Below are 22,340 nucleotides of genomic sequence, written 5' to 3' on the forward strand. Positions count from 1 at the left end.
CCTCAGTTCCTGGCCGGGGGCGCGGGGTCGGGCTCGCTCTCCAGCGCGGCGAGCACCTGCCGGGTCTCCCGGAGGGGCGCCAGGTCGGAGGCGGAGGCCAGCACCTGCGCGGCGGCGTAGTGTCCAAGCTTCAGGGACAGGGTTTCATGCTGCCCGTGGAGCCATCCGCTCAGCCAGCCCGCCGCGAAGGCGTCCCCGGCCCCGACGGGGTCCACGACCCGGACGCGCCGGGACGGGACCCGGGCGACGGAGTCGGGGCCCGGTCCGGTTCCGGAGCCGCCGGAGGGGGCGCGGGTGAAGGAGACGGCCTCGACGGCGGCGTCCTTCACGATCAGGTGGCGCGGCCGGTCGACGAGGGCGCGGACGCTCTCGGCGTCGGTGGTGCCCCAGAGGGCGGCGGCCTCGTCGCGCCCGACGAAGACGATGTCGCTCCCCTGGGCCAGCTCCAGGAGCGTACGGGCGGCCCGCCCGGCGGGGTCGGCGGGGCCGGCCGTACGGTCGCCACCGCCTCCGGCGGCTCCGGTGCCCTCCTGGTCCGCCGCGCGGGCCCAGAGTACGGGGCGGTGGTTGACGTCGAAGCTGACGGGGACATCGCCCCAGGGCCGCTCCCGCACGATGTGGCGGGCGAGTTCGGCGCAGCTCGGGGAGAGGACGGGCAGCACCCCGGAGAGGTGCACCACGCGGGGGCGCACGGCGGTCCAGGCCGGGAGGTCGGCGGTGCTCAGGGCGGTGGCGGCCGACCCCGTGCGGTAGTAGACGACCTGGGTGCCCTGCGGGGTGGGGTCCTTGAAGTAGACGGCCGTGGGGCGGCCGGGGTCGCGGCGGACCAGCGAGGTGTCGACGCCGTGGCCGCCGAGGGCGGTGGTGACGAGATCGCCGAGCCGGTCGGTGCCGAGCGCCCCGGCCCAGTGGGCGGTGTGGCCGAGCCCGGCGAGGGAGGCGGCGACATTGGACTCTGCGCCGCCGGGCCGCAGCACGAAGCTGGACTCCGCGTCGAGCCGCCCGCCGTCGCGCGGGGTGACCATCACCATGGTCTCGCCGATGGTGAGGGCGTCGGTGGTGGTGTGTGCGCCCGTGGCGCCGTGTGCGCCGGTGGTGGTGTTCGTCATCGGACACGCTCCGCTTCCCCGGCCCTGACGACATGGCGCAGCGGCTCGCCCGCCGCCAGACGCCTCAGGTTGGCGGCGATCTCGTGGGCGCGGTCGCGGTAGGTGTCCTCGGCGGTGGCCGAGGAGTGCGGGGTCATGATCACGTTGGGGAGTTCATGGAAGGGCAGGGGAGAGGCGGGGGTGGGGGAGGGGTTCGCGGGGGTGGTCCACACGTCGAGCGCCGCGGCGCCGAGCCGCCGGGTGCGCAACGCCTCGTACAGCGCCTCCTCCTGGACGAGCGCGCCGCGCCCCACATTGACGAGAAGGGCGTCGGGCCCGAGCAGACCGAGTTCGGCGGCGCCGATCATGCCGTACGTCGTGTCGTCCAACGGGCAGGCCAGGACGAGGACTTGGCTCTCCCGGAGGAGGTCGGGCAGGGCGTGCGGCCCGTCCACCCAGGCGAACCCGGGCTCGGCGGTGGTCCGTACGGTCCGCGAGCGGCGGATGCCGATGGGACGCATGCCGACGGCCGTGCAGAGGGCGGCGACATGGGCCCCGATATGGCCGAGGCCGACGATGCCGACGGTGGTGCCGGGCAGTGTACGGAAGGACGGCGTGTCCGGGTCGACCAGCCGGGTGCGCCAGTGTCCCGCGCGCAGTTGGGCGTCCTGCCGGAGCAGATCACGGCGGCCGGCGAGGACCGTCATCAGGACGTGTTCGGCGACGGAGCGGCCGTGGCCGAAGGAGTTGGCCACGGTGACGGTGGCGGGCAGCTCGGGCCAGGCGATGTGGTCGGTGCCGGCGGCGGCGATCTGGAGCAGCCGCAGCCGGGTGCCGGTACGGGCGGCGAGCCCGGCCGGGAAGAACACACTGACGCAGGCGTCGGCCTCGGGGAGCCGGTGGTGGAGCCGTTCGGTCTCCTCGAAGGGGACATGGACGGTCTCGACGCCGTGCTCGGCGAGCGTCGGGTCGTCGCGGAGCCAGGGCCAGACGTTCTCGTCGGTGACCAGGGCCGTCAGCGGGGCGGTGTGCGGTGCGGCGCGGGGCGCGGTGTGCCGGGTGTTCGACGCGTCCGTGCGCGGGGCGGTCTGTGGGTCCGTCATGCTCCTGCCTTCCGGGGCGGGTAGGCGCTGGTGTCGACGTACATACGGTTGTGGACCGGTGTGAGGACGAGTTCGTTGACGCACACCTTGGCGCGCAGCCCGGTCAGCCAGCCGACCGCCTCGGCGACATCGTCCGGGTCGAGCATGCGGGCCATCTCCTCCTCGGGCGGCGGGACGGGCCGGGTGCGCAGGATGTCGGTGGCGACCTCGCCGGGGCAGAGGTGGGTGGCGCGGACGCCGGAGCGGCCCTCCTGGTCGTTGAGGGTCTGTACCAGGGCGCCGAGGCCCGTCTTGGAGGCGCTGTACGCGGCGCCGGCCGCCGACATGTACTGCCAGCCGGCCCACGAGGAGACCACCACGACCTGCCCGAAGCCGTTGGCGCGGAAGCCGGGGAGCACGGTGAGGACGGCGCGGGTGACGGCGCCGAGGTTGGTGTCGACGACCCGGTCGAAGCCGTCGGGGGTGAGATCCGACCACCAGCGGTTCGTGACATTGGTGCCCGCCGAGCAGACCAGGACTTCGAGAGGGCCGTCGAGCCCCGCCACGACCTGCTCGTACGCCGAGGCCAGGGAGGAGGCGGGGCCGGTCACGTCGACGGGGACGGCGAGGGCCCTGCCGCCCTGGCCGGTGATCTCCCGGACGACCTCGGCGAGACGGTCCTCGCGGCGTCCGGAGACGGCGACGGTGTAGCCGTCACGGGCCAGCCGGGCGGCGGTGGCCCGGCCGATGCCGCTGGAGGCGCCGACGACCCAGGCGCCGGGGGAGCGGCCGGACGCGGCGGGCACGGTGGACGCGGTCGGCGCGGCCGGTGCGGCGGGCGGGGTGGGTGCGGACATCGGGGATCAGCTTCCGTCGTGGTTCGGGGCGATGAGGATCTTGACGCTGCCCTCGCCGAGCCCCGCCGCGTCGAAGGCGTCCTGGCTCGCGGAGAGCGGGTAGGTGGTGGTGGGCAGGGAGGCGAGGCCGAGTTCGTCCTTCTCCAGCAGGCCGATCGCGGTCAGGAAGTCCTCGCGGGAGTAGACCCGGGTGCCGATCAGGGTCTGCTCCGCGAAGTTGACGCCCCGCAGATCGACCGCCGGCGGCGTCTTGTGGACCCCGGCCACCACGATGGTGCCCTGGATCCGGGCGGCCTCGGTGACCTGGAGCGCCACGGCGGCGTGCCCGGCGGAGTCGAAGACGATGTCCGCGCCGCCGCCGGTGAGTTCCCTGACCCGGGCCGGGGCTTCGGACCCGGCCGCGAGCACGGTGAAGCCGCGCCCCTCGGCGGTACGGCGGCGCCAGTCGTTCGGCTCGACGAGGATCACCCGGCCGGCGCCCCGGTACCGGGCGACCAGCGCGGTGAACAGCCCGATCGGACCCGCCCCGAAGACCGCGACGGTGGCGCCGGGACGGAGCCCGGAGCGGGCCACCGCGTGCACGGCGACGGCCAGCGGCTCCGCGAGCACGGCCACATCGGCGGGGACGTCGCCGCGCACGGGGTGCGCCGCCTCCGTACGTACCGCGACGTACTGGGCCAGACCGCCGGGTTCGTCCACGCCGTACAGCCCGAGCGAGGCGCAGACATGCGGGCTGCCCGAGGCGCACGGTCCGCAGAGCGGGGTGGTGCCGCGGTCCCGGCAGGCGATGAGGGGGCGGACCGCCACGGAGGTGCCGGGGGCGAGCGCGGGCGCGGTGTCGCCCGGCGCGGCCACGACGACCCCGGCGAACTCATGGCCGACGATCACCCCGGGCCTGGCCCTGGCGTGCTCGCCGCGCCGGATCGCGAGGTCGGAACCGCAGATGCCGACCCGCTCCACCCTGACCAGCACCCGGCCGGGTCCGGGCACCGGGACGGGCACGGTGTCCTCGGCCAGCTCGCCGGGGCCCGCCCATCTGATGGCCCGCATGGTCTCTGTGCTCACTGCCAACCGCCTTGTCGAACCGACGAAGAAACACCGATGAAGAAACACTGCGACCGAGAGGAGAGCGAGTATCGACGAGTATCAAAGCGTTGCAATATTTGCAACGCAGTCGCAGCATATGCAAAAAGTAGGTCGCTTCTGCTTAACATGTCAACAGAGCACCCAGCACCGAGCACCACCGAGCAATGAGGTTTCCCGTGGAGATCGTCAGCGTTGAAGCACGCCATGTCGCCCGCTCGATGTGGGGGAACTTCTGGCAGCAGCAGAAGGGCGTACGCGGCCCGAGCCCGATGAACGAGTTCCCCCGCCGGGGCGACGGCTGGTCCTGGTACACCTGGCCGCAGGGCGTGGTCGTCGTCCGGGTCACCCTGGCGGACGGCACCACGGGACTCGGCTGCTCCGAGGACGGCATCGGCGCCGCCACCCTGATGGTCAACGCCCACCTGGGCCGGATCGCGACCGGCCTGGACGCCTCCGCCACCGAGCAGATCTGGGAGCAGATGTACCGCTCCTCGATCGTCTACGGCCGCAAGGGCGCCGCGATCGAGGCGATCAGCGCCATCGACATCGCCATCTGGGACGCGCTCGGCAAGTCGGCGGGCAAGCCCGTGTACGAACTCCTCGGCGGGCCCTCGGGCAAGCCCGTCCGCGCGTACGCCAGCAAGGTGCAGCCCGACGACGACCTCGCCGAAGTGCGCCGTATGGCCCGCGACTACGCGGAACGCGGCTACACCGGCGTCAAGGCGAACTTCCCGTACGGGCCCGCCGACGGACGGACCGGGGTGCTCGCCAACCTCCGCTACGCCGAGGCGATCCGCGACGAACTCGACGACCACATCGACCTGATGAGCGACGCCTACATGGGGTGGGACCGCCCCTTCGCCACCGCCATGGTGCGCGGCCTCGCCGGGCTCGGTCTGCGCTGGGTCGAGGAGCCGCTGATCCCCGACGACATCGCCGGCCACGCGATGCTGCGCGATCTGGGCCTGGTGCCCATCGCCACCGGCGAACACGAGTTCACCCGGTACGGCTTCCAGCAGCTCCTGGACGCGGGCGCGGCGGATGTCCTCCAGCCCGATGTACACCGCGTCGGCGGCATCACGGAGCTGCGCCGGGTCTGCCAGATGGCGTCGGGGCAGGGCATCGAGGTCATCCCGCACGTGTACTCGGCGGCCACCCTGCACGTCGTGCTCTCCCAGCCCAACTGCGGCTGGATCGAACACCTCACCAACCCCTCCTACTGGGGGAAGGACCAGCGCGTCGACCATCTCTTCGACGGCGAACCGGCGGTCGTCGACGGCACCCCGGCGCTGCCCACCGCCGCGGGGATCGGACTGACCGTCAACCCGAAGGCGATGCCGGAACTGGCCGACTGGCAGGAGTGAGGGGTACGGAGGGGGACGGAGGTGTGAGGGGTACGGACGTGTGAGGGGTACGGGGTGTACGGCGCCCTCAGGCGCCCGGGATCCCGCCCCGCCCCGCGTCCAGGTGGCGTTCCGGCGTGCCGTGGTAGCCGGCGAGGAGCTGCCGGGGGAGCGGGCCCTTGATCCGGGCGCCGTTCTCCGTCTCCTCCCAGGCGTGCGCCAAGATGCCCACGCTCCGTGACAGGACGAAGAGTCCCCGGCCCAGCTCGGGCGGGAAGCCGAGTTCCGCGTAGATGATCGCGGTGGCCCCGTCGATGTTCATCGGCACCGGGCGCTTCCGGCCCTCGGCGAGCGCGGCCTCCAGCGCCAGCCCGGCCGTCAGGAACCGCCCGGAGACCTCCCCGGCACCGGCCGCCTCGCCGGCCAGCGCGAGCAGCGGGTCCCGCCGGGGGTCCCTGGGGTGGAAGCGGTGGCCGAAGCCGGGGAGGTAGGCGCCGCGTCGCCGGTACTCGGCGACGACGGCCGGGGCCGCCTCGCCGCCGGCCACCCGCGCCAGCACCTCCATGCACTGCTGCCCCGCGCCGCCGTGCACATCGCCGAGCAGCCCCGCCCCGGTCGCCACCGCGCTGTTCAGCCCGACGCCGCAGGTGGCCGCCATCCGGGCGGCGGCGATCGACGGCGCCTGCGGCCCGTGGTCGACGGCGGCGACCAGCGCGGCCTCCAGCAGCCTGCCCTGGCCGGGGGTGGGCAGTTCGCCGCGTACCATCAGCCAGATCTGCTCGGCGAAGGTGATCCGGCCGATCAACTCCTCGACGGGGTAGCCGCGGAGCCGGATCACGCCCGGCTCGATCTCGCTGACCGCGGTGGACCACCAGTCGGTCACACTCCGCTCGGCGATCAGCGCCTCGCCCCCGGTGCCGTCCCCGCCGCCCGCAGCGACGCCCGCCCCGCTCACACCGCTCGCCGCACTCACGCCATTCGCCCCGCTCACACCGCACCCCCCGCGCGCAGCGCCGCGATCCGCTCCGGCGCGTATCCGAGCTCCGCCAGCACCTCGTCGGTGTGCTGCCCCAGCAGCGGCGGCGGCACCGGCGGCTTCGCCGGGTCCTCGTCCACCCGTACGGGGCTGCCCAGCACCCGCAGCGCACGCTCGCGCCCGTCCGGGAACGGCAGGTCGTGGACGAAGCCGCGCGCGGCCACCTGCTCCAGGGCGAGCGCGTCCGGGACCGAGAGCACCCGGGCCGCCGGGACCCCGGCGTCGGAGAGGATCTCCTCCCACTCGGCCGCCGTCCTCGCCGCCAGCCCGGTCTCGATCTCCGCGCGGAGCGCCTCGCGGTGGGTCTTCCGGTCGGCGGGGTGGACGAAGCGCGGGTCCGTCGTCAGCTCCTCGCGGCCGATGAGCCGGCAGAGCGTGGTGAACTGGCGCTGGCGGTTGGCCGCGATGTTGAGGTGCCCGTCGGCGGTACGGAAGGTCCCGGACGGGGCCGCCGTGAAGTTCTCGTTGCCCATCGGCTCCGGAGTCCGGCCGCTGATCAGGTAGTTGGAGGTCACCCACCCCATCGCGGTGAGCGCCGACTCCAGCATGGAGACATCCACGAAGGCGCCCTCGCCGGTGCGTCCGCGCCGTACCAGCGCCGCCGCCACCGCATACGCCGCCGCCATGCCGCCGAGGGTGTCGGCGACCGGGAAACCGGCCCGCAGCGGCGCGGTCTCCGGGGTGCCCGTGACGCTCATCATCCCGCTGAGCCCCTGCACGATCTGGTCGTACGCCGGACGGTCCCGCAGCGGGCCGGTCTGCCCGAAGCCGGAGATCGCGCAGTAGACCAGGGAGGGGTTCTCGGCGCGCAGGGTTTCCCAGCCGAGGCCGAGCCGGTCCATCACCCCGGGGCGGAAGTTCTCCAGCAGCACATCGGAGGCGCGTACGGCACGGAGCAGGGCCGCGCGCCCCTCCGGGTCCTTGAGGTTGAGGGTGAGGGAGCGCTTCCCGGCGTTCTGGGCCAGGAAGGAGGCGCCGAGCAGTTCCTCGCCGAGTCCCCGGTCGGCGCCCAACTGGCGGGCGAGATCGCCGGATCCGGGCATCTCGACCTTGACGACATCGGCGCCGTGCAGGGCGAGCTGGTAGCCGGCGAAGGGCCCGGCGAGGACATTGGTGAGGTCGAGGACCCGTATGCCGTCCAGGAGCGGGGTCGTCATCAGGCGGTTCCTCCGATGCAGTCGAGCGCGGTGAGGGTACGCGCGGTGTCCAGCAGGGCCGGGGCGAGAGCGGCGACGGCCTCGTCGGTGAAGCGGCTGGTCGGGCCGCCGAGCGCGACGGCGGCGGTGAGCCGGCCCGAGGCGGCGAAGACCGGGGCCGCGACCCCGGAGACGCCGGGCTCCCGCTCGCCGTGGCTGACGGCCATCCCGTTCTCGGCCGCCCGCGCGGCCCGCTCCCGCAGCGCGGGAAGCAGCTCCCCGCCCCCGCCGTCCGGCGCGAGGGCGGCCACCGCGGCGAGCTCGGCGGGGTCCGCGCGGGAGAGCAGCACATGGCTCGCCGCCCCCGACCAGAGCGGCATCTCCGCCCCGACATGGACGACATGGCGCAGCGTCCGGGTGCCTTCATGGCGGGCGACACAGACCCGGGTGTGCCGCTGGCGTACGTAGACCGAGGCCGTCTCGCCCCCGCTCGCCTCGCTCAGCCGGGCCAGCGCGAGAAGCGCCTCCTCCGGCAACCGCCAGGTGCGCCCGGCGAGTTCGGCCCAGCGCAGCAGTCCGGTGCCGGGGACGAGATGGCCGTCGCCCCGGCTCCAGAGCAGCCCGCACTGTTCCAGGGTGCGCACCAGCCGTACCACGGTGGTCTTCGGCAGACCCGTGGCGTCGACGAGTTCGCGCAGCGGGCGGCTGGGGTGCTCGGTGTCGAAGAGCGCGAGCAGTTCCACCGCCCGCTGCACACTGCGGACCCCTCCGGCGTCGGTCTCCGGCATGCCGTTTCCTCCCGCGATCCCGTGAGTGCCCGTAAGTCCCCTGAGTCCTGTGAGTCCCGTGAGTTCCCCCGGACCTCTGGTGTTCCGTCGTGCGGTGCCGTCGCACGGCGCCATGACGCGGCGCCATCACACCACGGAACCATCCAGCGGCACAAGCGAACCACCTGGTGGTTCGGTGGGGTGTGAGGGTACGGCGTGAGGGTGAGGGTGTGAGGGTACGGGCGTGCGGGTACGGAGGGGTCTCGCGCGGACCGGGTCAGGTGAGGTGGGCGAGGATGTGTCCGGCGGCCTCGGTGGCCATCCGGCGCAGCGCCTGCTCGGTCTGGGCCCCGGTGTGCGGGGTGATGACCACGGAGGGCTCGGCCCGCAACGGGTGGTCGGCCGGGAGCGGTTCGACGGTGGTGACATCGAGCCCCGCACCCGCGAGATGCCCCTGCCGGACCGCCGTGAGCAGCGCGGACTCGTCGAGGATGCCGCCCCGCGAGGTGTTCACCACCACCGCGCCCGAGGGCAGCGCCAGCAGCTCCGGCAGCCCGATGAGATTCCGGGTCGCCGCCACCAGCGGAACGTGCAGGCTGAGGTTGTCGGAGCGCGCCAGCAGGGCCGGCAGGCCGACAGGTTCCGCCCCGGCCTCCGCCATCACACCGTCCGCGACCATCGGGTCATGGGCCAGTACCCGCATCCCGAAGCCGTGGGCGGCGATCGCAGCGACCTCCCGGGCGATCCGGCCGAACCCGACCAGCCCCAGGGTCGCGCCGGAGAGTTCACGCCCCCGGATCGCGGCACGGGTGTCGCCCTCGTTCCGTACGGCGACCCCGATGCCCCGGCGCACGGCGAGCAGCAGCGCGACGGCGTGCTCGGCGACCGAACGGCTGTTGGCGGTCGGGGTGGTGGTGACGGCGATCCCCAACTCCCGTGCGGTGCCGACGTCCACGGTGTCGAGGCCGACGCCGTGCCGGGCCACGACACGGAGCCGGGGCGCGGAGCGCAGCATGGCCCCGTCGACCCGCTCGGTACGGAGCAGGATGGCGGCGACCCGCTCCCGTACCTGCTCGAACGTGGCGGCCCCGGCGCCGTACCCGGGCCTTATCTCGGCGTACGGGCGGAGCAGGGCCAGGGCGTCCTCGTGGACCGGCCGGGGGATCCAGACGAGCGGACGGGCAGCCTCAACCACGGGGCACCAGCCGCTGGTTGGCCGCCCGGCGCTCGGCCTCGCCCGCGATGAGCTCCCGGGCCCGCGCGGCCACCCCGGCGGCCTGCGCGGCCGGGACGACCGCCACCCCGTCGTCGTCCCCGACCACCCAGTCCCCCGGGAGCACCGGCACCCCGCCGACCGCGATCGGCCCGCCGATCCGGTAAGGCCCGGTCTTCCAGGGGCCCGCCGGGGTGACCGCGCGGGCGAAGACCGGCACACCGAGCCCGGCGAGTTCGGTGACGTCCCGGGCCGCGCCGTCCAGCACGATCCCGCCGACGCACAGCGCCTTGGCCTTCTGCACCACCAACTCCCCGATGAGCGCCCGGGTCTCGTCCCCGCCGCCGTTGACGACCAGGACCTCCCCGCGCCGTATCGTCTCGAACGCGGTGTGCAGCCCCTTGTTGTCACCGGGGCGCGTCCACACCGTGAACGCGGGCCCCGACATCACCGCCCCCGGCCAGAGCGGACGGATACCGTCGGCGACGCCGAACCGGTCCATCGCATCGGACACGGTGGCGGCGGGGAGCGCCCCGGGGGGCGGGAAGTCGTACGCGGTCACGGTTCTCCTTCGAACGGTCGGGTTACGGTCTCGAACGGCCGGGTTACGGTCTTGAACGGTCGGGTCAGTACAGCGCGGGCGGCAGCCCCGTTCCGGCGAGGTCACGCGCGCAGGCGCGGGCCGCCGCCACGAAGCCGGGGATCTTCTCCTCGGTGAAGCGGACGGTGGGGCCGCCGACGGCGAGCACCGGCGGACGGGCGGGCGCGCCCCCCTCGGGGAAGGGCACGGGGACGGCGAGACCGCTGTTGCCCGGCTCGCGCTCGCCATGGGTGACCCACCACCCCCGCTCCGCCGCGCCCCGCGCCGCGTCGCCCAGCTCCCCGGGGGCGGCCCCGGTCTCCTCGGCGATACGGGCCACCAACTCCTCCCGTACGTCCGGAGGTTCGAGCCCCAGCAGCACATAAGCGGCGGACCCCGCCGAGAGGGTCAGCACATCGCCGGGTTCCACCACATGGCGCAGGGTGCTGGGGCTCGGGGCCTGGCCGACCACGACCCGGCGGGTCCCGCTCCGTACGTACAGACTCACCGTCTCGCCGGTCTCGGCGGCCAGCGCGCGCATCCGGGCCAGCGAGGCGGGCGGGACCGTCCAGGCGGTCTCGGCGAAGGCGGAGAAGGCGATCAGGCTGGTGCCGACCCGGATCCGGCCGTCCTGGCCCGACTCCACCAGACCCTCGCCGGCCAGTGTCTCCACGAGCCGCAGCACGGTGGTGCGCGGCAGGCCGGTCTCCCGGACCAGATCGGCCGGGGTGAGCGACATGCGCTCCGGGGAGAACGCGCGCAGCACCTGCCACGCCCGGCTCACCGCCCGGACGGAGCCGCTCTCGGTCGTCGCGGTCGTCGGGTCCACGTCTCTCTTCACCGTGTCATCTCCATTGCTTCCCCTCGCGGCTGATGTTTACCATCTGGCGGTCATCGATATCCACCAGATGGACACCACGGTCGCCAACCGTCGTATTTTCCGGTCTCCGCCCCGGCAGGGGACCACCAAGGACCGGTAAAGGGACCGTTACGGGATCACAAGGGAGTGGTCGTGCAGAGGAAACGTTTCATGCTCGGCGTCGCCGGTGCCCTGTGCACCACGGTGCTCGCCGGGTTCGCCGCCGTGGACGCCAGCGGCTCCACCTCCGGCGCCACTCCGCGGGCGAAGCTGACGGTCACGGCCCCGGCCGCGCCCGGCGGCGGCTGGGACCTCGCCTCACGCGAGTTGCAGCAGTCGCTGCGGGCCGGTTCGATCGTGAACAACGTGCAGGTGGTCAATGTGCCAGGAGCCGGCGGCACGATCGGGCTCGGCCAGTTCGTCGAACTCGGCAAGGACCCGACGCGGCTGATGATGACCGGCACCGTGATGGAGGGCGCCATCACCGTCAACAAGTCGCGGGTGGCCCTGGAGGACACCACGCCGATCGCCCGGCTCGCCGAGGACTACCAGGTCTTCATCGTCCCGGCGAACTCCCCGTACCGCACGCTCCAGGACTTCATGACGGCCTGGAAGAAGAACCCGCACGGACACGCCGTCGGCGGCGGCGGCCTCGGCGGCACCGACCACCTGCTCGCCGGACTCGCCGCGCGGGAGGCCGGGATCGCCCCCAAGGAGATCAACTACATCTCGTTCGCGGGCGGCGGCGAAGTCCTCACCGCGCTGCTGTCGAACACCGTCGAGCTCGGTGTGAGCAGTTACAACGACTTCCGCGACCAGATCGAGGCGGGCAACCTGCGGGCGCTCGCCGTCTCCGCCGACGAGCCGGTGCCGGGCATCGACACCCCCACCTTCATCGACCAGGGCGTCCAGGTCTCCCTGCCCAACTGGCGCGGCCTGGTCGCGCCGCCGGGCATCAGCGACGCGCAGCGCCAGGAACTGACCGACATCGTCACCGAGGCGACCCGCACCCCCGAGTGGGCCGACGCGCTCACCCGTAACAAGTGGGTGGCGGCCGTGCTGACCGGGGACGAGTTCGCCGACTTCATCCGCCAGGACCAGGCCAGGGTGAACACCATCATCGAGGAGCTGGGCCTGTGACCGCCCCTACCCCCACCCCCGCACCGGCCCCCGCCCCCGTCACGCCGGACACCCCGCCCCGCGCGCCCGACGACACCGGCCCCGCCGCGTTCCTGCGCCGCCGCACCGGGCTGGTCGTCCCGGTGCTGCTGGCCGTCACCGGTGTGGTGCTGGGCGCGGGGACGCTCACCATGGAAGTGCCGGCCAACGTCGCCTCGCCGGGGCCTCGGATGTTCCCCACCGTGGTCGCGATCGCGTGCCTGGTCTTCGCCGTCCTCACCACCGTCGACGTCCTGCGCAACCCGGAGCCGGAACACACCGCACCAGCCGGCACAACGGCGGCCGGCACAACGGCGGCCGGCACAACGGCGGCCGGCACAACGACGGTCGGCACAACGACGGTCGGCACAACGGCGGCCGACACCGCACCAGGTGGCACCGCGTCAGGTGACACCGCACCGTCCGGCACCACCCCGGCCGAGCCCATCGCCCCCGTACGCCCCCGCAGCAACCACCTCGCCGTGGCCGGGCTCGTGGGCACCGTCGTCGCCTTCATCGCCCTCCTCGAACCGCTCGGCTGGCTGATCTCCGGCGCCCTGCTCTTCTGGGGCGTCGCCCGCGCGCTCGGCAGCCGCCGTACCGTCTTCGACGCCTTCCTCTCGGTCGCCATCTCCTCCACCGTCCAACTCGCCTTCTCCGCCGGGCTGGGCCTCAACCTGCCCCCGGGCATCCTCGCGGGAGTGTTCTGATGGATTCGCTCGGCAACCTCGGTGACGGATTCCTCACCATCCTCACCCCCATGAACATGCTGTGGGTGCTGGTCGGCGCCGTGCTCGGCACCGCCGTCGGCGTGCTGCCCGGCCTGGGCTCCGCCATGGCGGTGGCCCTGCTGCTGCCCGTCACCTTCTCGCTCGACCCCATCGGCGCGTTCATCATGTTCGCCGGTGTGCTCTTCGGCGGACTCTTCGGCGACTCCACCGCCGGCATCCTGATGAACACCCCCGGCAACAGCACCGCCATCGCCGGATCCATCGAGGGCCACCGGATGGCGAAGTCCGGGCGCGCCGCCCAGGCCCTCGCCACCGCCGCGATCGGCGCGTTCATCGGCGGCATCCTCTCCTCCGTCCTGGTGGTGTTCTTCGCCCCCTCGCTCGCCGAACTCGCCACCCTGTTCGGCCCCGCCGAGTATCTGGCCCTCGCCGTCTTCGCGTTCGTCGCGATCTCCGCCGTGGTCAGCGACTCGATCCTGCGCGGACTTGCCGCCCTCGTCCTCGGCCTCGCCATCGCGCTGGTCGGCGTCGACGGCATGTCCGGCACCGCCCGTTTCACCGCGGGGCTGCCCGAACTCTTCGACGGCATCAACATCGTGGTCATCACCGTGGGCCTGCTCGCCCTCGGCGAGGTCATCACCGTCGCCGCGCGCCGGGGCACCCAGGAGGACCTGCGGGTCATGCCCTCCACCGGACGGCTCTGGCTCTCCCGCCGCGAGATCCGGCAGGCGACCCCCGCCTGGCTGCGCGGCACCGCGATCGGTGTCCCCTTCGGCATCATCCCGGTCGGCGGCTCGGAGGTGCCCACCTTCCTGTCGTACGGGACCGAGCGCAGGCTCGACTCGCGGCGCCCCGACTCCCTGTTCGGCAAGGGCGCCATCCAGGGCGTCGCGGGCCCCGAGGCGGCGGGCAACGCCACCGCGGGCACCGCGATGGGCGCGCTGCTCGCGCTGGGCCTGCCGACCTCGGCGACGGCCGCCGTCCTGCTCGCCGCGTTCCGCCAGTACGGACTCCAGCCGGGACCGCTGCTCTTCGAGCGCGCCAGCGAACTCGTCTGGGCGCTGCTGGCCAGCTTCTTCATCGCCATGGTCGTGCTGCTCGTGCTCAACCTGCCGTTCGCGCCGCTGTGGGCGAAGCTCCTCAAGGTGCCCCGGCACTACCTCTACAGCGGGATCACCGTCTTCGCGATGCTCGGTGTCTACGCGACCAGCAGCAAGATCCTCGATCTCGTCCTCGTCCTGGCGATCGGGCTGCTCGGCTTCGCGATGCGCCGTTACGGGGTGCCCGTCGCCCCGGTCCTGATCGCCGTCATCCTGGGCCCGCTCGCCGAGACCGAGTTCCGGCGTGCCATGGCCGTCAGCGAGGGCGACCCGACGGCGCTGGTCTCCAGCCCGATCACCATCACCCTCTACGCCGTCCTCGCCCTCGGCACCGCCGGCCTCCTCGTCCAGCGCGCCCGGAACCGCCGCCGCGTGGCCGCTGCCGCCTGACCTGCTCAGGCCGTTCCGACCCGCCGACCCGCCGACCTGTCGACGTTCCGATCTGCCGACCTGCCGCTGCCCCGGTCAACCCGACCGGGGCAGCGGCACACCGGAAGACGCGGAAGATGCCGTCCGTAACTCCCGGATCAGGAGGAACTCCCGGATCAGGAGGCCAGCTTGGCGGCGATCAGCTTGGTGGCGCTCTCCTTGTCGTTCCTGAGCTCGCTCCACTCAAGTCCCAGGCTCTTCAGCGTGTTGTGGGCGATCTCCGCCTGCGTCTCGTCCGGGCCGTTCGCGTACTCGAAGAGTTCCGAGGCGTACATCTCGCGCTGGCTCGGCCCCGTCTTCCGCCAGAAGGCCAGCGTCTTGGCCACGTGCTGCATGGTGGAGTCGTCCGGTGCCGCCGCCCCGCTCTGCTCCCAGCGCCGGGCGATCGTCTCCCACGCCTTGTACCCGGCGAGGCCGAGCGCGACCGTGGCGGCCGCCGCGGCCAGCCCCCACCCCACCGGGGTGGTCACGAGGATGGCGGCCCCCGCCGTGGCACCGGCGGCGATGGCGATCGCGGAGATGAGCGAGGCGACAGTGGCGGAGACCCCCAGGGCTCCGCTCAGGGCGGCCACCATCTTCTTGTTGACGCCCCGCTTGTTCTTCTTGACCGCGTAGAGCTGGATCTGTTGCAGCGTCACCCTCTCGTCCGGGGTGCCGCCGTCGTGCCCGCTCACCATCTGGCCGAACTCGGTCAACGCCTTGGTGATGGCCTCCTGCGCCTGCTTCCGCTGCTCGGCCTGCGCCTTGGCGGCCTCGTGCGCGGCCATGGCCTCCTGGAGGTCCGTCCGCAGTCCTTCGAACCTGAGCCGGAGAGTGCCCAGCAGCTCGATCGTGGTGTCCGGGTACGTCCGCTCGGCCTCGGGCCGCCCCTGGTCCGCGACCCGGTCCTCGTACTCGGCCTTCGCCTCCCGCCACTCGCCGTCGAGGGCGGTCACCAGCTCCTCGCGCGCCGCAACCTCGTCCTTGGCGGCCTGGAGCGCCACCTTGGGGAGCTGGTCCTGCGCCCGCATCAGGTCTTCGAGCTTCCTCACCCGCTCCCGGGCCTTGAGCGCCTTACGGGTGTAGCGCCCGGTCTGGAGCGCCGCCCCCGGCAGGGCCACGGCGCCACCGCCGGAGAGGACCGCGTTGTAGATGGGCGGGGCGTGCCCGGCGAGGTTCATCGCGCCCCCGGCGGCGTTGAGCACACCGCCCACCAGGGCGGCCGAGTTCTGCGCCCCGTCCCCCTGGGCGGCCCGCAGATCGCGGGTGTGGCCGTGCTGCTCGCCGCTGCCCTCCGGCGCGTTCCGCCGCCCCTCGCGGGCGGCGCGGCCCGCCTGTACGTTCCCGACGAGGCCGGCGCCCGCCGCCGCCGCGGTGCCCAAGGGCCCGGCGACCCCCACGTTGTAGGAGTCCGTGGTGCTGTACGTCGGGATGTCGTACTGCCCGCCGATGGTCGCCGTCGCCGCCGGGGTCGCCAGATCCGACCCGAGCGCGAGCGTGTCCCGGCCCGCCCCGGCCGCGGAGGACGCGGCCTCCCGGGCGCGCGAGGGGGCCTTGGGCCCCTCCGGCCGCTCCTCCACGGCGCCGCCCGTGTCGCGTACCCGCTGTACGGGCACGTCCGCGCCGGGCAGCCTGGCACCGCCCCGGGAGGTCCGTCCGGCGGCGGGGTGCCCGGCCGCCCGCTGCCCGAGCGCGGCGGAGACGGCGGAGTTCCCGGCGAGGTGCTGCGCCGCCAGCAGCTCCGCCGCCGGCAGCGTGCCGCCCCGCCCGGCCGCGAGCGCGGTCGCCGCGCGGGCGGGCAGCATGTCCGTCCGTACGCCCACCGCACCACGTTCGTCCTGTGGTGCCTCGCTGCTCCGCCCGTTCGCCCGCATGGTGATGCCCCCCAGCGTCTCGACTACGGTGGTCTACCGACCCTACGGTCATACGATCCGACGCGGGGTGGCGTACGCGCTGCCGGAAGGGCACCACCGCTGCCCGCCGAGGCATCGTCCAACGCCGTTGCGGGCAGGGCCCGTTGACGGCCCCGGGCGCGTCAACGGTGGTGGCCCGCCGGCGCGGCACCGGTGGCAGGGCTCCCGGCCGTCACCTCCGCTCGCCCCCGCTCTCCGCGTCCTCCCCGCTCTCCGCGCCTTCCCCGCCCTCCCCCTCACGTTCCGCCTCCGCCTCCGCCTCCGCCGCTTCCAGCACCTCGGACGGCGGGCCCGCCGCCACCACCCGACCGCCCTCCAGCAGCAGACAGTGGCCCGCCCGCCGGGCCGCCCCGCGCTGGTGGGTGGCGTGGACGACGGTGACCCCCTCGGCCGCCACCTCCTCCAGGACCCGGGTGATCGTCCGGCGTGCGGTGCGGTCGAGGGCGCTGGCCGGTTCGTCCAGCAGCAGCAGATCCGCGCCCTGGGCGAGCCCCTGCGCGACCAGCACCCGCTGCCGCTGTCCCCCCGACACCGCACCCAACTGCCGCTCCGCCAGGTCGAGTACGTCCAGCCGCTCCAGGCTCGCCGCCACCACGGCGTGATCCTCGGCACGGACCCGCCGGAAGAGTCCGAGCCGCCCCCACCGCCCCATCGCCACGGCCTCCCGGACCGTGAGCGGCAGCGTGTCGCTCACCGCGCTGCGCTGCATGACGAACGCGGGCCGTACGGCGGTGCGGTGGACGACCGTCCCCGAGGCCGCCGGGATCACCCCGGCCAGCAGCCCCAGCAGCGTCGACTTGCCCGAACCGTTCGGCCCCACCACGGCGGTGACCTCCCCCTCCGGTATGTCGACGTCCAGCCGGTCCAGGACCGTGGCCCGCCCGTACCCCGCCGAAACGCCGTGCAGCGAGACCCGTGGTGTACGCGGCGAGGACCGATCCGTCGGTCGCGGCGGCGTGGGCGGCGGCATGAGCGGCGTGGGCGTTGGCGTCAGCGGTGACGTCATGAACAAGACCCCCCCTTTGTAGTGATAATCATTTTCACTATATGCTCCCACGTCATGGAATGGCTGCTGGGTCCCTTCGAGGTGACCTTCGTTCAACGTGCCCTGTGGGGCGGCGTCCTGGTGTCGCTGATCTGCGCCCTCGCCGGTACGTGGGTGGTGTTGCGCGGGATGGCGTTCCTCGGCGACGCGATGTCGCACGGGATGCTGCCGGGTATCGCCGTGGCCTCGCTGCTGGGCGGCAACCTGCTGGCCGGGGCCGCGGTGAGCGCGGTCGTCATGGCCGCCGGGGTCACCGCGGTCGGCCGCTCGCCCCGGCTCTCCCAGGACACCAGCATCGGGCTGCTCTTCGTCGGCATGCTCTCGCTGGGGGTGATCATCGTCTCCCGGTCGCAGTCGTTCGCCGTGGACCTGACCGGTTTCCTCTTCGGCGATGTGCTCGCCGTACGTCACGAGGACCTGATCCTGCTCGGGGTGGCGCTGGCGGTCGCGCTGGTCGTCTCCGTACTGGGCTACCGGCCGTTCCTCGCCCTCGCGTTCGACGAACGGAAGGCGCACACGCTGGGGCTGCGGCCGAAAACCGCGCACGCCGCGCTGCTGGGGCTGCTGACCCTCGCGATCGTCGCCTCGTTCCATATCGTCGGCACGCTGCTGGTGTTCGGGCTGCTGATCGCGCCGCCCGCGACCGTGCTGCCGTGGGCCCGCCGGATCCCCGTGATCATGGCCGGCGCGGCGCTCCTCGGCGCCACCGCCGTCTTCACCGGGCTGCTGGTGTCCTGGCACGCGGGGACGGCGGCCGGGGCGACCATCTCCGCCGTGGCGGTGGCGCAGTTCCTCCTCTCCCACCTGGCCGCCGCGCGATGGAGCGCGACCGCACCCCTTCCCGTCCCCACCCCTCCCGCACCCATCCCTCCCGTTCCCGCCCCTCCCGTTCCCGCCCCTCCCGTTCCCGCCCCTCCCGTTCCCGCCCCGTCACGCGCAGACAAGGTGCCCTCATGACCGACCTCGGGAAAACCGTTTCCGCGGTGATCCTCGTCTCCTGCCTCCTCACCACGGGCTGCGCCACGGACGGCACCCCGGCCGCCGGCCGCACCCCCGCACCGGCCGGGAGCGGCACCGGGGAGCCCGTACCGCACGGATATGTCGAGGGCGCGGAGGAGACCGCCGAGCAGCAGTCCCGGCTGGTCCTCGCCGACGCGGCGGGCACCGTCCGCGTGCTGGACCTGACCACCGAGGACCTCACCACCCTCCCCGGCACCGGAGCGGTGCGGGGCCTCACCACCGACGGCCGCTTCGCGTATGTCGCCACCGACACGGGCGCCCAGATCGTCGACGCCGGCGCGTGGATGGTGGACCACGGGGACCATGTGCACTACTACCGGGCCGAGATCCGCCCGGCGGGCGCGGTGAGCGGCCCCGGCCCCGTCGTGAGCGTCCACACCGACCCGGTGGTCACCGCGGTCTCCTTCACCGAGAACCCGGCCCGCCCGGTCACCTCGGCCCGCCTCTTCGACCGTACGGCGCTGGAGCGGGGGCGCCCGGGAACGGGCCGCGCCCTGCCCGGCTCCACCGCCGCCGAGGCCGTCCCGTACCAGGAACACCTGGTCGTACCCGGTACCGGCGCCGACCACGACCGCGTCGAGATACGCGACCGCGCCGGCGCCCGGGTCGCCACCCCGGACGAGACCTGCGCGGAGCCCAGCGGTACGGCGCTCACCCGGCGCGGCGTGGTCATCGGCTGCGCGGACGGCGCGCTCCTGGTCTACGCCGACGGCGGCAGCGGTTTCACCGCCCAGAAGATCCCGTACGGATCCGCCGGATCCGCAGGGTCCGCCGGGGCCGACGTCCCCAAGGCCGAGCGGGCGACCGCGTTCCGCCACCGCGCGGGCTCCACCACCCTCACCGCCCCGGCCGGACCGGACGCGGCCTGGGTCCTCGACGTGACCGAGCGGAGGTGGCACCGGATCGAAACCGGCCCGGTCGCCGCCCTGAACACGGCGGGGGAGTCCACCCCGCTGCTCGCGCTGGGCACCGACGGACGGCTGAGCGCGTACGACATCGCCACCGGAAAACGGACCGCCACCACCCGGCTCCTCACCCCGCCCGCCACCGGCCCGGCGCCGGTCATCGAGGTGGACACCAGCCGCGCCTACGTCAACGACCCGGCGGCCCGGAAGGTCCACGAGATCGACTACAACGACCACCTCCGCCGGGCCCGCACCTTCTCCCTGCCGCTCACCCCGGCCCACATGGTGGAGACCGGCCGATGACCCCGGACACCCACACAACAAACCCCACCCACCCCGCACGGGACCCCCACCCCGTAGGGGACCCCCACCCCGTAGGGGACCCCCACCCCGTAGGGGACCCCCACCCCGTAGGGGACCCCCACCCCGTAGGGGATCCCCACCCCGTAGGGGATCCCCACCGCGTAGGGGACGCCCACCCCGTAGGGGACCCCCGCCCCGTACGGGACGCCCGCCCCGTAGGGGACGCCCGCCCCGTAGGGGACCCCCACCCCGTAGGGGACGCCCGCCCTGCCGGGGATGCCCTTCCTGTCGATGGTGTCCGGGCCGAACGAGGCGCCCGGCCAGCACGCCACCCCCGCCTGGCTCCGGCCCCGGCCCAAGTCCCCGCCTCGGTCCTCTCCTTGCCCACCGCGCTCCTCCGCGGCCTCACCGGCTTCCGCGGTCTCACCGGCTTCCGCAGTCTCACCGGCTTCCTCAGCATCGTCGGACTCCTCGGCCTCCTCGCCCTCACCGGCTGCGCCGCCCCCGCCTCCGGGCGCCCGAGTGTCGTCGTCACCACCAACATCCTCGGCGACATCACCCGGCAGATCGCCGGGGACGAGGCCGAGGTCACCGTCCTGATGCGGCCCGGCGCCGACCCCCACTCCTTCGGCATTTCCGCCCCCCAGGCGGCCCGGATCGAACAGGCCGACCTGATCGTCTACAACGGCCTCGGGCTGGAGGAGAACGTCCTGCGCCATGTCGCCGCAGCCCGGGACGCGGGCGTCCCCGCGCTCGCCGTCGCGGAGCGGGCCGACCCCCTCACGTACGCCTCGGACGACCTGGCGGGCCGCCCCGACCCGCACTTCTGGACCGACCCCACCCGGGTACGCACCGGGGCCCGGCTGATCGCGGAGCAACTGATCGAGCATGTCGAGGGCGTCGACGCCGCCGCCGTCCGCGCCAACGCCGCCCGGTACGACACCCAACTCGACGACCTCACCCGCTGGATGACCGACCGCTTCGACGCCATCCCGGAGCAGCGGCGCAACCTGGTCACCAACCACCATGTCTTCGGCTACCTCGCCCAGCGCTTCGGATTCCGCGTCATCGGCGCCGTCATCCCCAGCGGTACGACGCTCGCCTCGCCCAGCGCCGCCGACCTCAAGTCCCTGGCCACGGCGATCGAGCAGGCGAAGGTCCCGGCGATCTTCGCGGACTCCTCCCAGCCCGACCGGCTCGCCCAGGCCCTCAGGAACGAGAGCCACGTCGACGTACGCGTCCTGCCGCTCTTCTCCGAATCCCTGACGGAGGAGGGCCGAGGGGCCGCCACCTATCTCCAGATGATGCGCGCCAACACCACCACCATCGCCGACGGCCTGGGCGCGCCCACTTCCGCCTCCACTTCCACCCCCACTTCCACCCCCGCCTCCACCCCCGACCCCGCCCGCTCCTAGCAACGGGCACCGAAAGGAAGACGAGAACACCGTGATGTCCACGACCCGCCCCCGCGCGGCGGCAGGGATCTCCCTGCTGATCGCCACCTCCCTCGCCCTGACCGCCTGCGGTACCGGCTCCGCCGGCTCTTCCGGCTCCTCCGGCTCCGGCAACAAGGCGGCCACCGAGGCCGGCTCCTCGCCCGCGCCCGCCGCGAAGCAGGTCGGCAACCCGCTCGTCGCCACGTACGACGGCGGCCTGTACGTCCTCGACGGCGAGACCCTCAAGGTCGCCGGGGACCTCCCCCTGGCCGGGTTCAACCGGGTCAACCCCGCCGGTGACGACCAGCACGTCATCGTCTCGACCGGCGACGGCTTCCGCGTCCTGGACGCCGCCGGACAGCGGTTCACCGGCGTCGAGTTCAAGGGCGCCAAGCCCGGCCATGTCGTCCGGCACGCCGACAAGACGGTCCTCTTCGCCGACGGCACCGGGGAGGTCACGATCTTCGCCTCCAAGGACCTCGCGAAGGGCACCCCGGCCACCACCACCTACACCTCCGCCGAGCCCCACCACGGCGTCGCCATCGAACTCGCCGACGGCCAACTGGTCACCACACTGGGCACCGAGGAGAAGCGCACCGGCATCCTCGTCCTCGACAAGGACCACAAGAAGGAGATCACCCGCAGCGAGGAGTGCCCCGGCGTCCACGGCGAGGCCACCGCCCAGGGCGAAACAGTCGTCGTCGGCTGCGAGAACGGCGTCCTGATCTACCAGGACGGCGCCATCACCAAGGTCAAGAGCCCCACGGCGTACGGCAGGATCGGCAACCAGGCCGGATCCGACGCGTCCCCGATCGTCCTCGGCGACTACAAGAAGGACAAGGACGCCGAACTCGAACGCCCCCAGCAGGTCTCACTGATCGACACGGAGACCGGCAAGCTGCGCCTGGTCGACCTCGGCACCAGCTACACCTTCCGCTCCCTCGCCCGCGGCCCGCACGGCGAGGCGCTCGTCCTCGGCACCGACGGCAAGATCCACGTCATCGACCCCGTGGCCGGCAAGGTCACCAGAACGATCCCGGTCACCGGTTCCTGGCAGGAGCCCATGGAGTGGCAGCAGCCGCGCCCGGCCCTCTTCGTCCGTGACCACACGGCGTACGTCACCGACCCCGCCACCAAGAAGATCCACGCCATCGACATCGAGACCGGCAAGAAGACCGCCTCCGGCACCCTCCCCCAGACCCCCAACGAGATCTCCGGCGTCAAGCACTGACCTGCGGAGAACCGACCTGCGGAGAACGGAAATGAACGGACCC

General features: G+C 73.5%; 20 protein-coding genes. 8 read left to right on the top strand and 12 right to left on the bottom strand.

Features of this window, described 5'->3' with window-relative positions; translation table 11 throughout:
- Positions 1–2: 2 nt before the first annotated feature.
- The 4 genes from AB0O07_RS01290 to AB0O07_RS01305 are packed head-to-tail and all read right to left on the bottom strand — an operon-like array spanning position 3 to position 4,092.
- The gene (locus tag AB0O07_RS01290) at positions 3–1,109 is read right to left on the bottom strand and encodes a sugar kinase (RefSeq protein WP_365624968.1); all 1,107 of its coding nucleotides are present in this window, start codon (positions 1,107–1,109) and stop codon (positions 3–5) included.
- Complete coding sequence (locus tag AB0O07_RS01295; RefSeq protein WP_365624971.1) at positions 1,106–2,191, bottom strand: 2-hydroxyacid dehydrogenase; 1,086 nt, start codon at positions 2,189–2,191, stop codon at positions 1,106–1,108. Before AB0O07_RS01295 ends, AB0O07_RS01290 begins: the two co-directional genes overlap by 4 nt.
- On the bottom strand, positions 2,188–3,027 hold the full coding sequence (locus tag AB0O07_RS01300; protein WP_365624974.1) for an SDR family oxidoreductase: 840 nt from the start codon (positions 3,025–3,027) through the stop codon (positions 2,188–2,190). The genes AB0O07_RS01295 and AB0O07_RS01300 overlap by 4 nt, the downstream gene beginning before the upstream one ends.
- A gap of 6 nt (positions 3,028–3,033) precedes the next feature.
- Positions 3,034–4,092 (bottom strand): alcohol dehydrogenase catalytic domain-containing protein, encoded by a 1,059-nt coding sequence (locus AB0O07_RS01305; RefSeq protein ID WP_365624977.1) that lies wholly within the window; start codon positions 4,090–4,092, stop codon positions 3,034–3,036.
- A 197-nt stretch (positions 4,093–4,289) separates the two neighbouring features.
- On the opposite strand from AB0O07_RS01305, the gene AB0O07_RS01310 reads away from it, so the two are divergent.
- Complete coding sequence (locus tag AB0O07_RS01310) at positions 4,290–5,477, top strand: enolase C-terminal domain-like protein (protein ID WP_365624980.1); 1,188 nt, start codon at positions 4,290–4,292, stop codon at positions 5,475–5,477.
- A gap of 67 nt (positions 5,478–5,544) precedes the next feature.
- Here AB0O07_RS01310 and AB0O07_RS01315 read toward each other — a convergent pair whose 3' ends face one another.
- From AB0O07_RS01315 to AB0O07_RS01340, 6 genes are all read right to left on the bottom strand, one after another.
- Positions 5,545–6,429, bottom strand: coding sequence for a citryl-CoA lyase (locus AB0O07_RS01315; protein ID WP_365624983.1), 885 nt, complete (start codon positions 6,427–6,429; stop codon positions 5,545–5,547).
- Between the two features lie 14 nt (positions 6,430–6,443).
- Positions 6,444–7,649 (bottom strand): CoA transferase, encoded by a 1,206-nt coding sequence (locus AB0O07_RS01320; protein WP_365624986.1) that lies wholly within the window; start codon positions 7,647–7,649, stop codon positions 6,444–6,446.
- Positions 7,649–8,416, bottom strand: coding sequence for an IclR family transcriptional regulator (locus AB0O07_RS01325; RefSeq protein WP_365624988.1), 768 nt, complete (start codon positions 8,414–8,416; stop codon positions 7,649–7,651). The genes AB0O07_RS01320 and AB0O07_RS01325 overlap by 1 nt, the downstream gene beginning before the upstream one ends.
- Positions 8,417–8,672: 256 nt before the next feature.
- On the bottom strand, positions 8,673–9,590 hold the full coding sequence (locus AB0O07_RS01330; protein WP_365624991.1) for an NAD(P)-dependent oxidoreductase: 918 nt from the start codon (positions 9,588–9,590) through the stop codon (positions 8,673–8,675).
- On the bottom strand, positions 9,583–10,170 hold the full coding sequence (locus AB0O07_RS01335) for a methyltransferase (protein WP_365624994.1): 588 nt from the start codon (positions 10,168–10,170) through the stop codon (positions 9,583–9,585). The genes AB0O07_RS01330 and AB0O07_RS01335 overlap by 8 nt, the downstream gene beginning before the upstream one ends.
- 64 nt (positions 10,171–10,234) lie before the next feature.
- The gene (locus tag AB0O07_RS01340; protein ID WP_365624997.1) at positions 10,235–11,029 is read right to left on the bottom strand and encodes an IclR family transcriptional regulator; all 795 of its coding nucleotides are present in this window, start codon (positions 11,027–11,029) and stop codon (positions 10,235–10,237) included.
- Between the two features lie 171 nt (positions 11,030–11,200).
- On the opposite strand from AB0O07_RS01340, the gene AB0O07_RS01345 reads away from it, so the two are divergent.
- From AB0O07_RS01345 to AB0O07_RS01355, 3 genes are read left to right on the top strand one after another with little or no spacing between them, the layout of a single operon-like run.
- Positions 11,201–12,187, top strand: coding sequence for a tripartite tricarboxylate transporter substrate-binding protein (locus AB0O07_RS01345; RefSeq protein WP_365625000.1), 987 nt, complete (start codon positions 11,201–11,203; stop codon positions 12,185–12,187).
- Positions 12,184–12,915 (top strand): tripartite tricarboxylate transporter TctB family protein, encoded by a 732-nt coding sequence (locus tag AB0O07_RS01350; protein ID WP_365625003.1) that lies wholly within the window; start codon positions 12,184–12,186, stop codon positions 12,913–12,915. Before AB0O07_RS01345 ends, AB0O07_RS01350 begins: the two co-directional genes overlap by 4 nt.
- Positions 12,915–14,426 (top strand): tripartite tricarboxylate transporter permease, encoded by a 1,512-nt coding sequence (locus AB0O07_RS01355; RefSeq protein WP_365625006.1) that lies wholly within the window; start codon positions 12,915–12,917, stop codon positions 14,424–14,426. The genes AB0O07_RS01350 and AB0O07_RS01355 overlap by 1 nt, the downstream gene beginning before the upstream one ends.
- A gap of 155 nt (positions 14,427–14,581) precedes the next feature.
- Here the strand turns inward: AB0O07_RS01355 and AB0O07_RS01360 are convergent, their stop codons facing one another.
- A complete protein-coding gene (locus AB0O07_RS01360; protein ID WP_365625009.1) occupies positions 14,582–16,318 on the bottom strand; it encodes a hypothetical protein in 1,737 nt (578 codons plus the stop codon).
- 211 nt (positions 16,319–16,529) lie between these two features.
- Positions 16,530–17,327 carry a zinc ABC transporter ATP-binding protein AztA gene (aztA, locus tag AB0O07_RS01365; protein ID WP_365627874.1) on the bottom strand — a complete coding sequence of 266 codons (798 nt, stop codon included), beginning with the start codon at positions 17,325–17,327 and terminating at the stop codon, positions 16,530–16,532.
- Positions 17,328–17,417: 90 nt separating this feature from the next.
- Here aztA and aztB point away from each other — a divergent pair, with 90 nt between their 5' ends.
- The 4 genes from aztB to aztD all read left to right on the top strand — a co-directional run bounded on the left by aztB (position 17,418) and on the right by aztD (position 22,297).
- Positions 17,418–18,359 carry a zinc ABC transporter permease AztB gene (aztB, locus tag AB0O07_RS01370; protein ID WP_365625012.1) on the top strand — a complete coding sequence of 314 codons (942 nt, stop codon included), beginning with the start codon at positions 17,418–17,420 and terminating at the stop codon, positions 18,357–18,359.
- A complete protein-coding gene (locus AB0O07_RS01375) occupies positions 18,356–19,630 on the top strand; it encodes a hypothetical protein (RefSeq protein WP_365625015.1) in 1,275 nt (424 codons plus the stop codon). Before aztB ends, AB0O07_RS01375 begins: the two co-directional genes overlap by 4 nt.
- Positions 19,631–20,088: 458 nt before the next feature.
- Entirely contained in the window at positions 20,089–21,045 is a 957-nt protein-coding gene (aztC, locus tag AB0O07_RS01380; protein ID WP_365627876.1) for a zinc ABC transporter substrate-binding protein AztC, read from the top strand.
- Positions 21,046–21,076: 31 nt separating this feature from the next.
- Positions 21,077–22,297: a zinc metallochaperone AztD gene (gene aztD, locus AB0O07_RS01385; protein ID WP_365625018.1), complete on the top strand. Its 1,221-nt coding sequence runs from the start codon at positions 21,077–21,079 to the stop codon at positions 22,295–22,297.
- The last annotated feature ends 43 nt before the right edge of the window (positions 22,298–22,340 follow it).

The sequence above is a fragment of the Streptomyces sp. NPDC093085 genome, assembly GCF_040683935.1.
GTDB lineage: Bacteria > Actinomycetota > Actinomycetes > Streptomycetales > Streptomycetaceae > Streptomyces.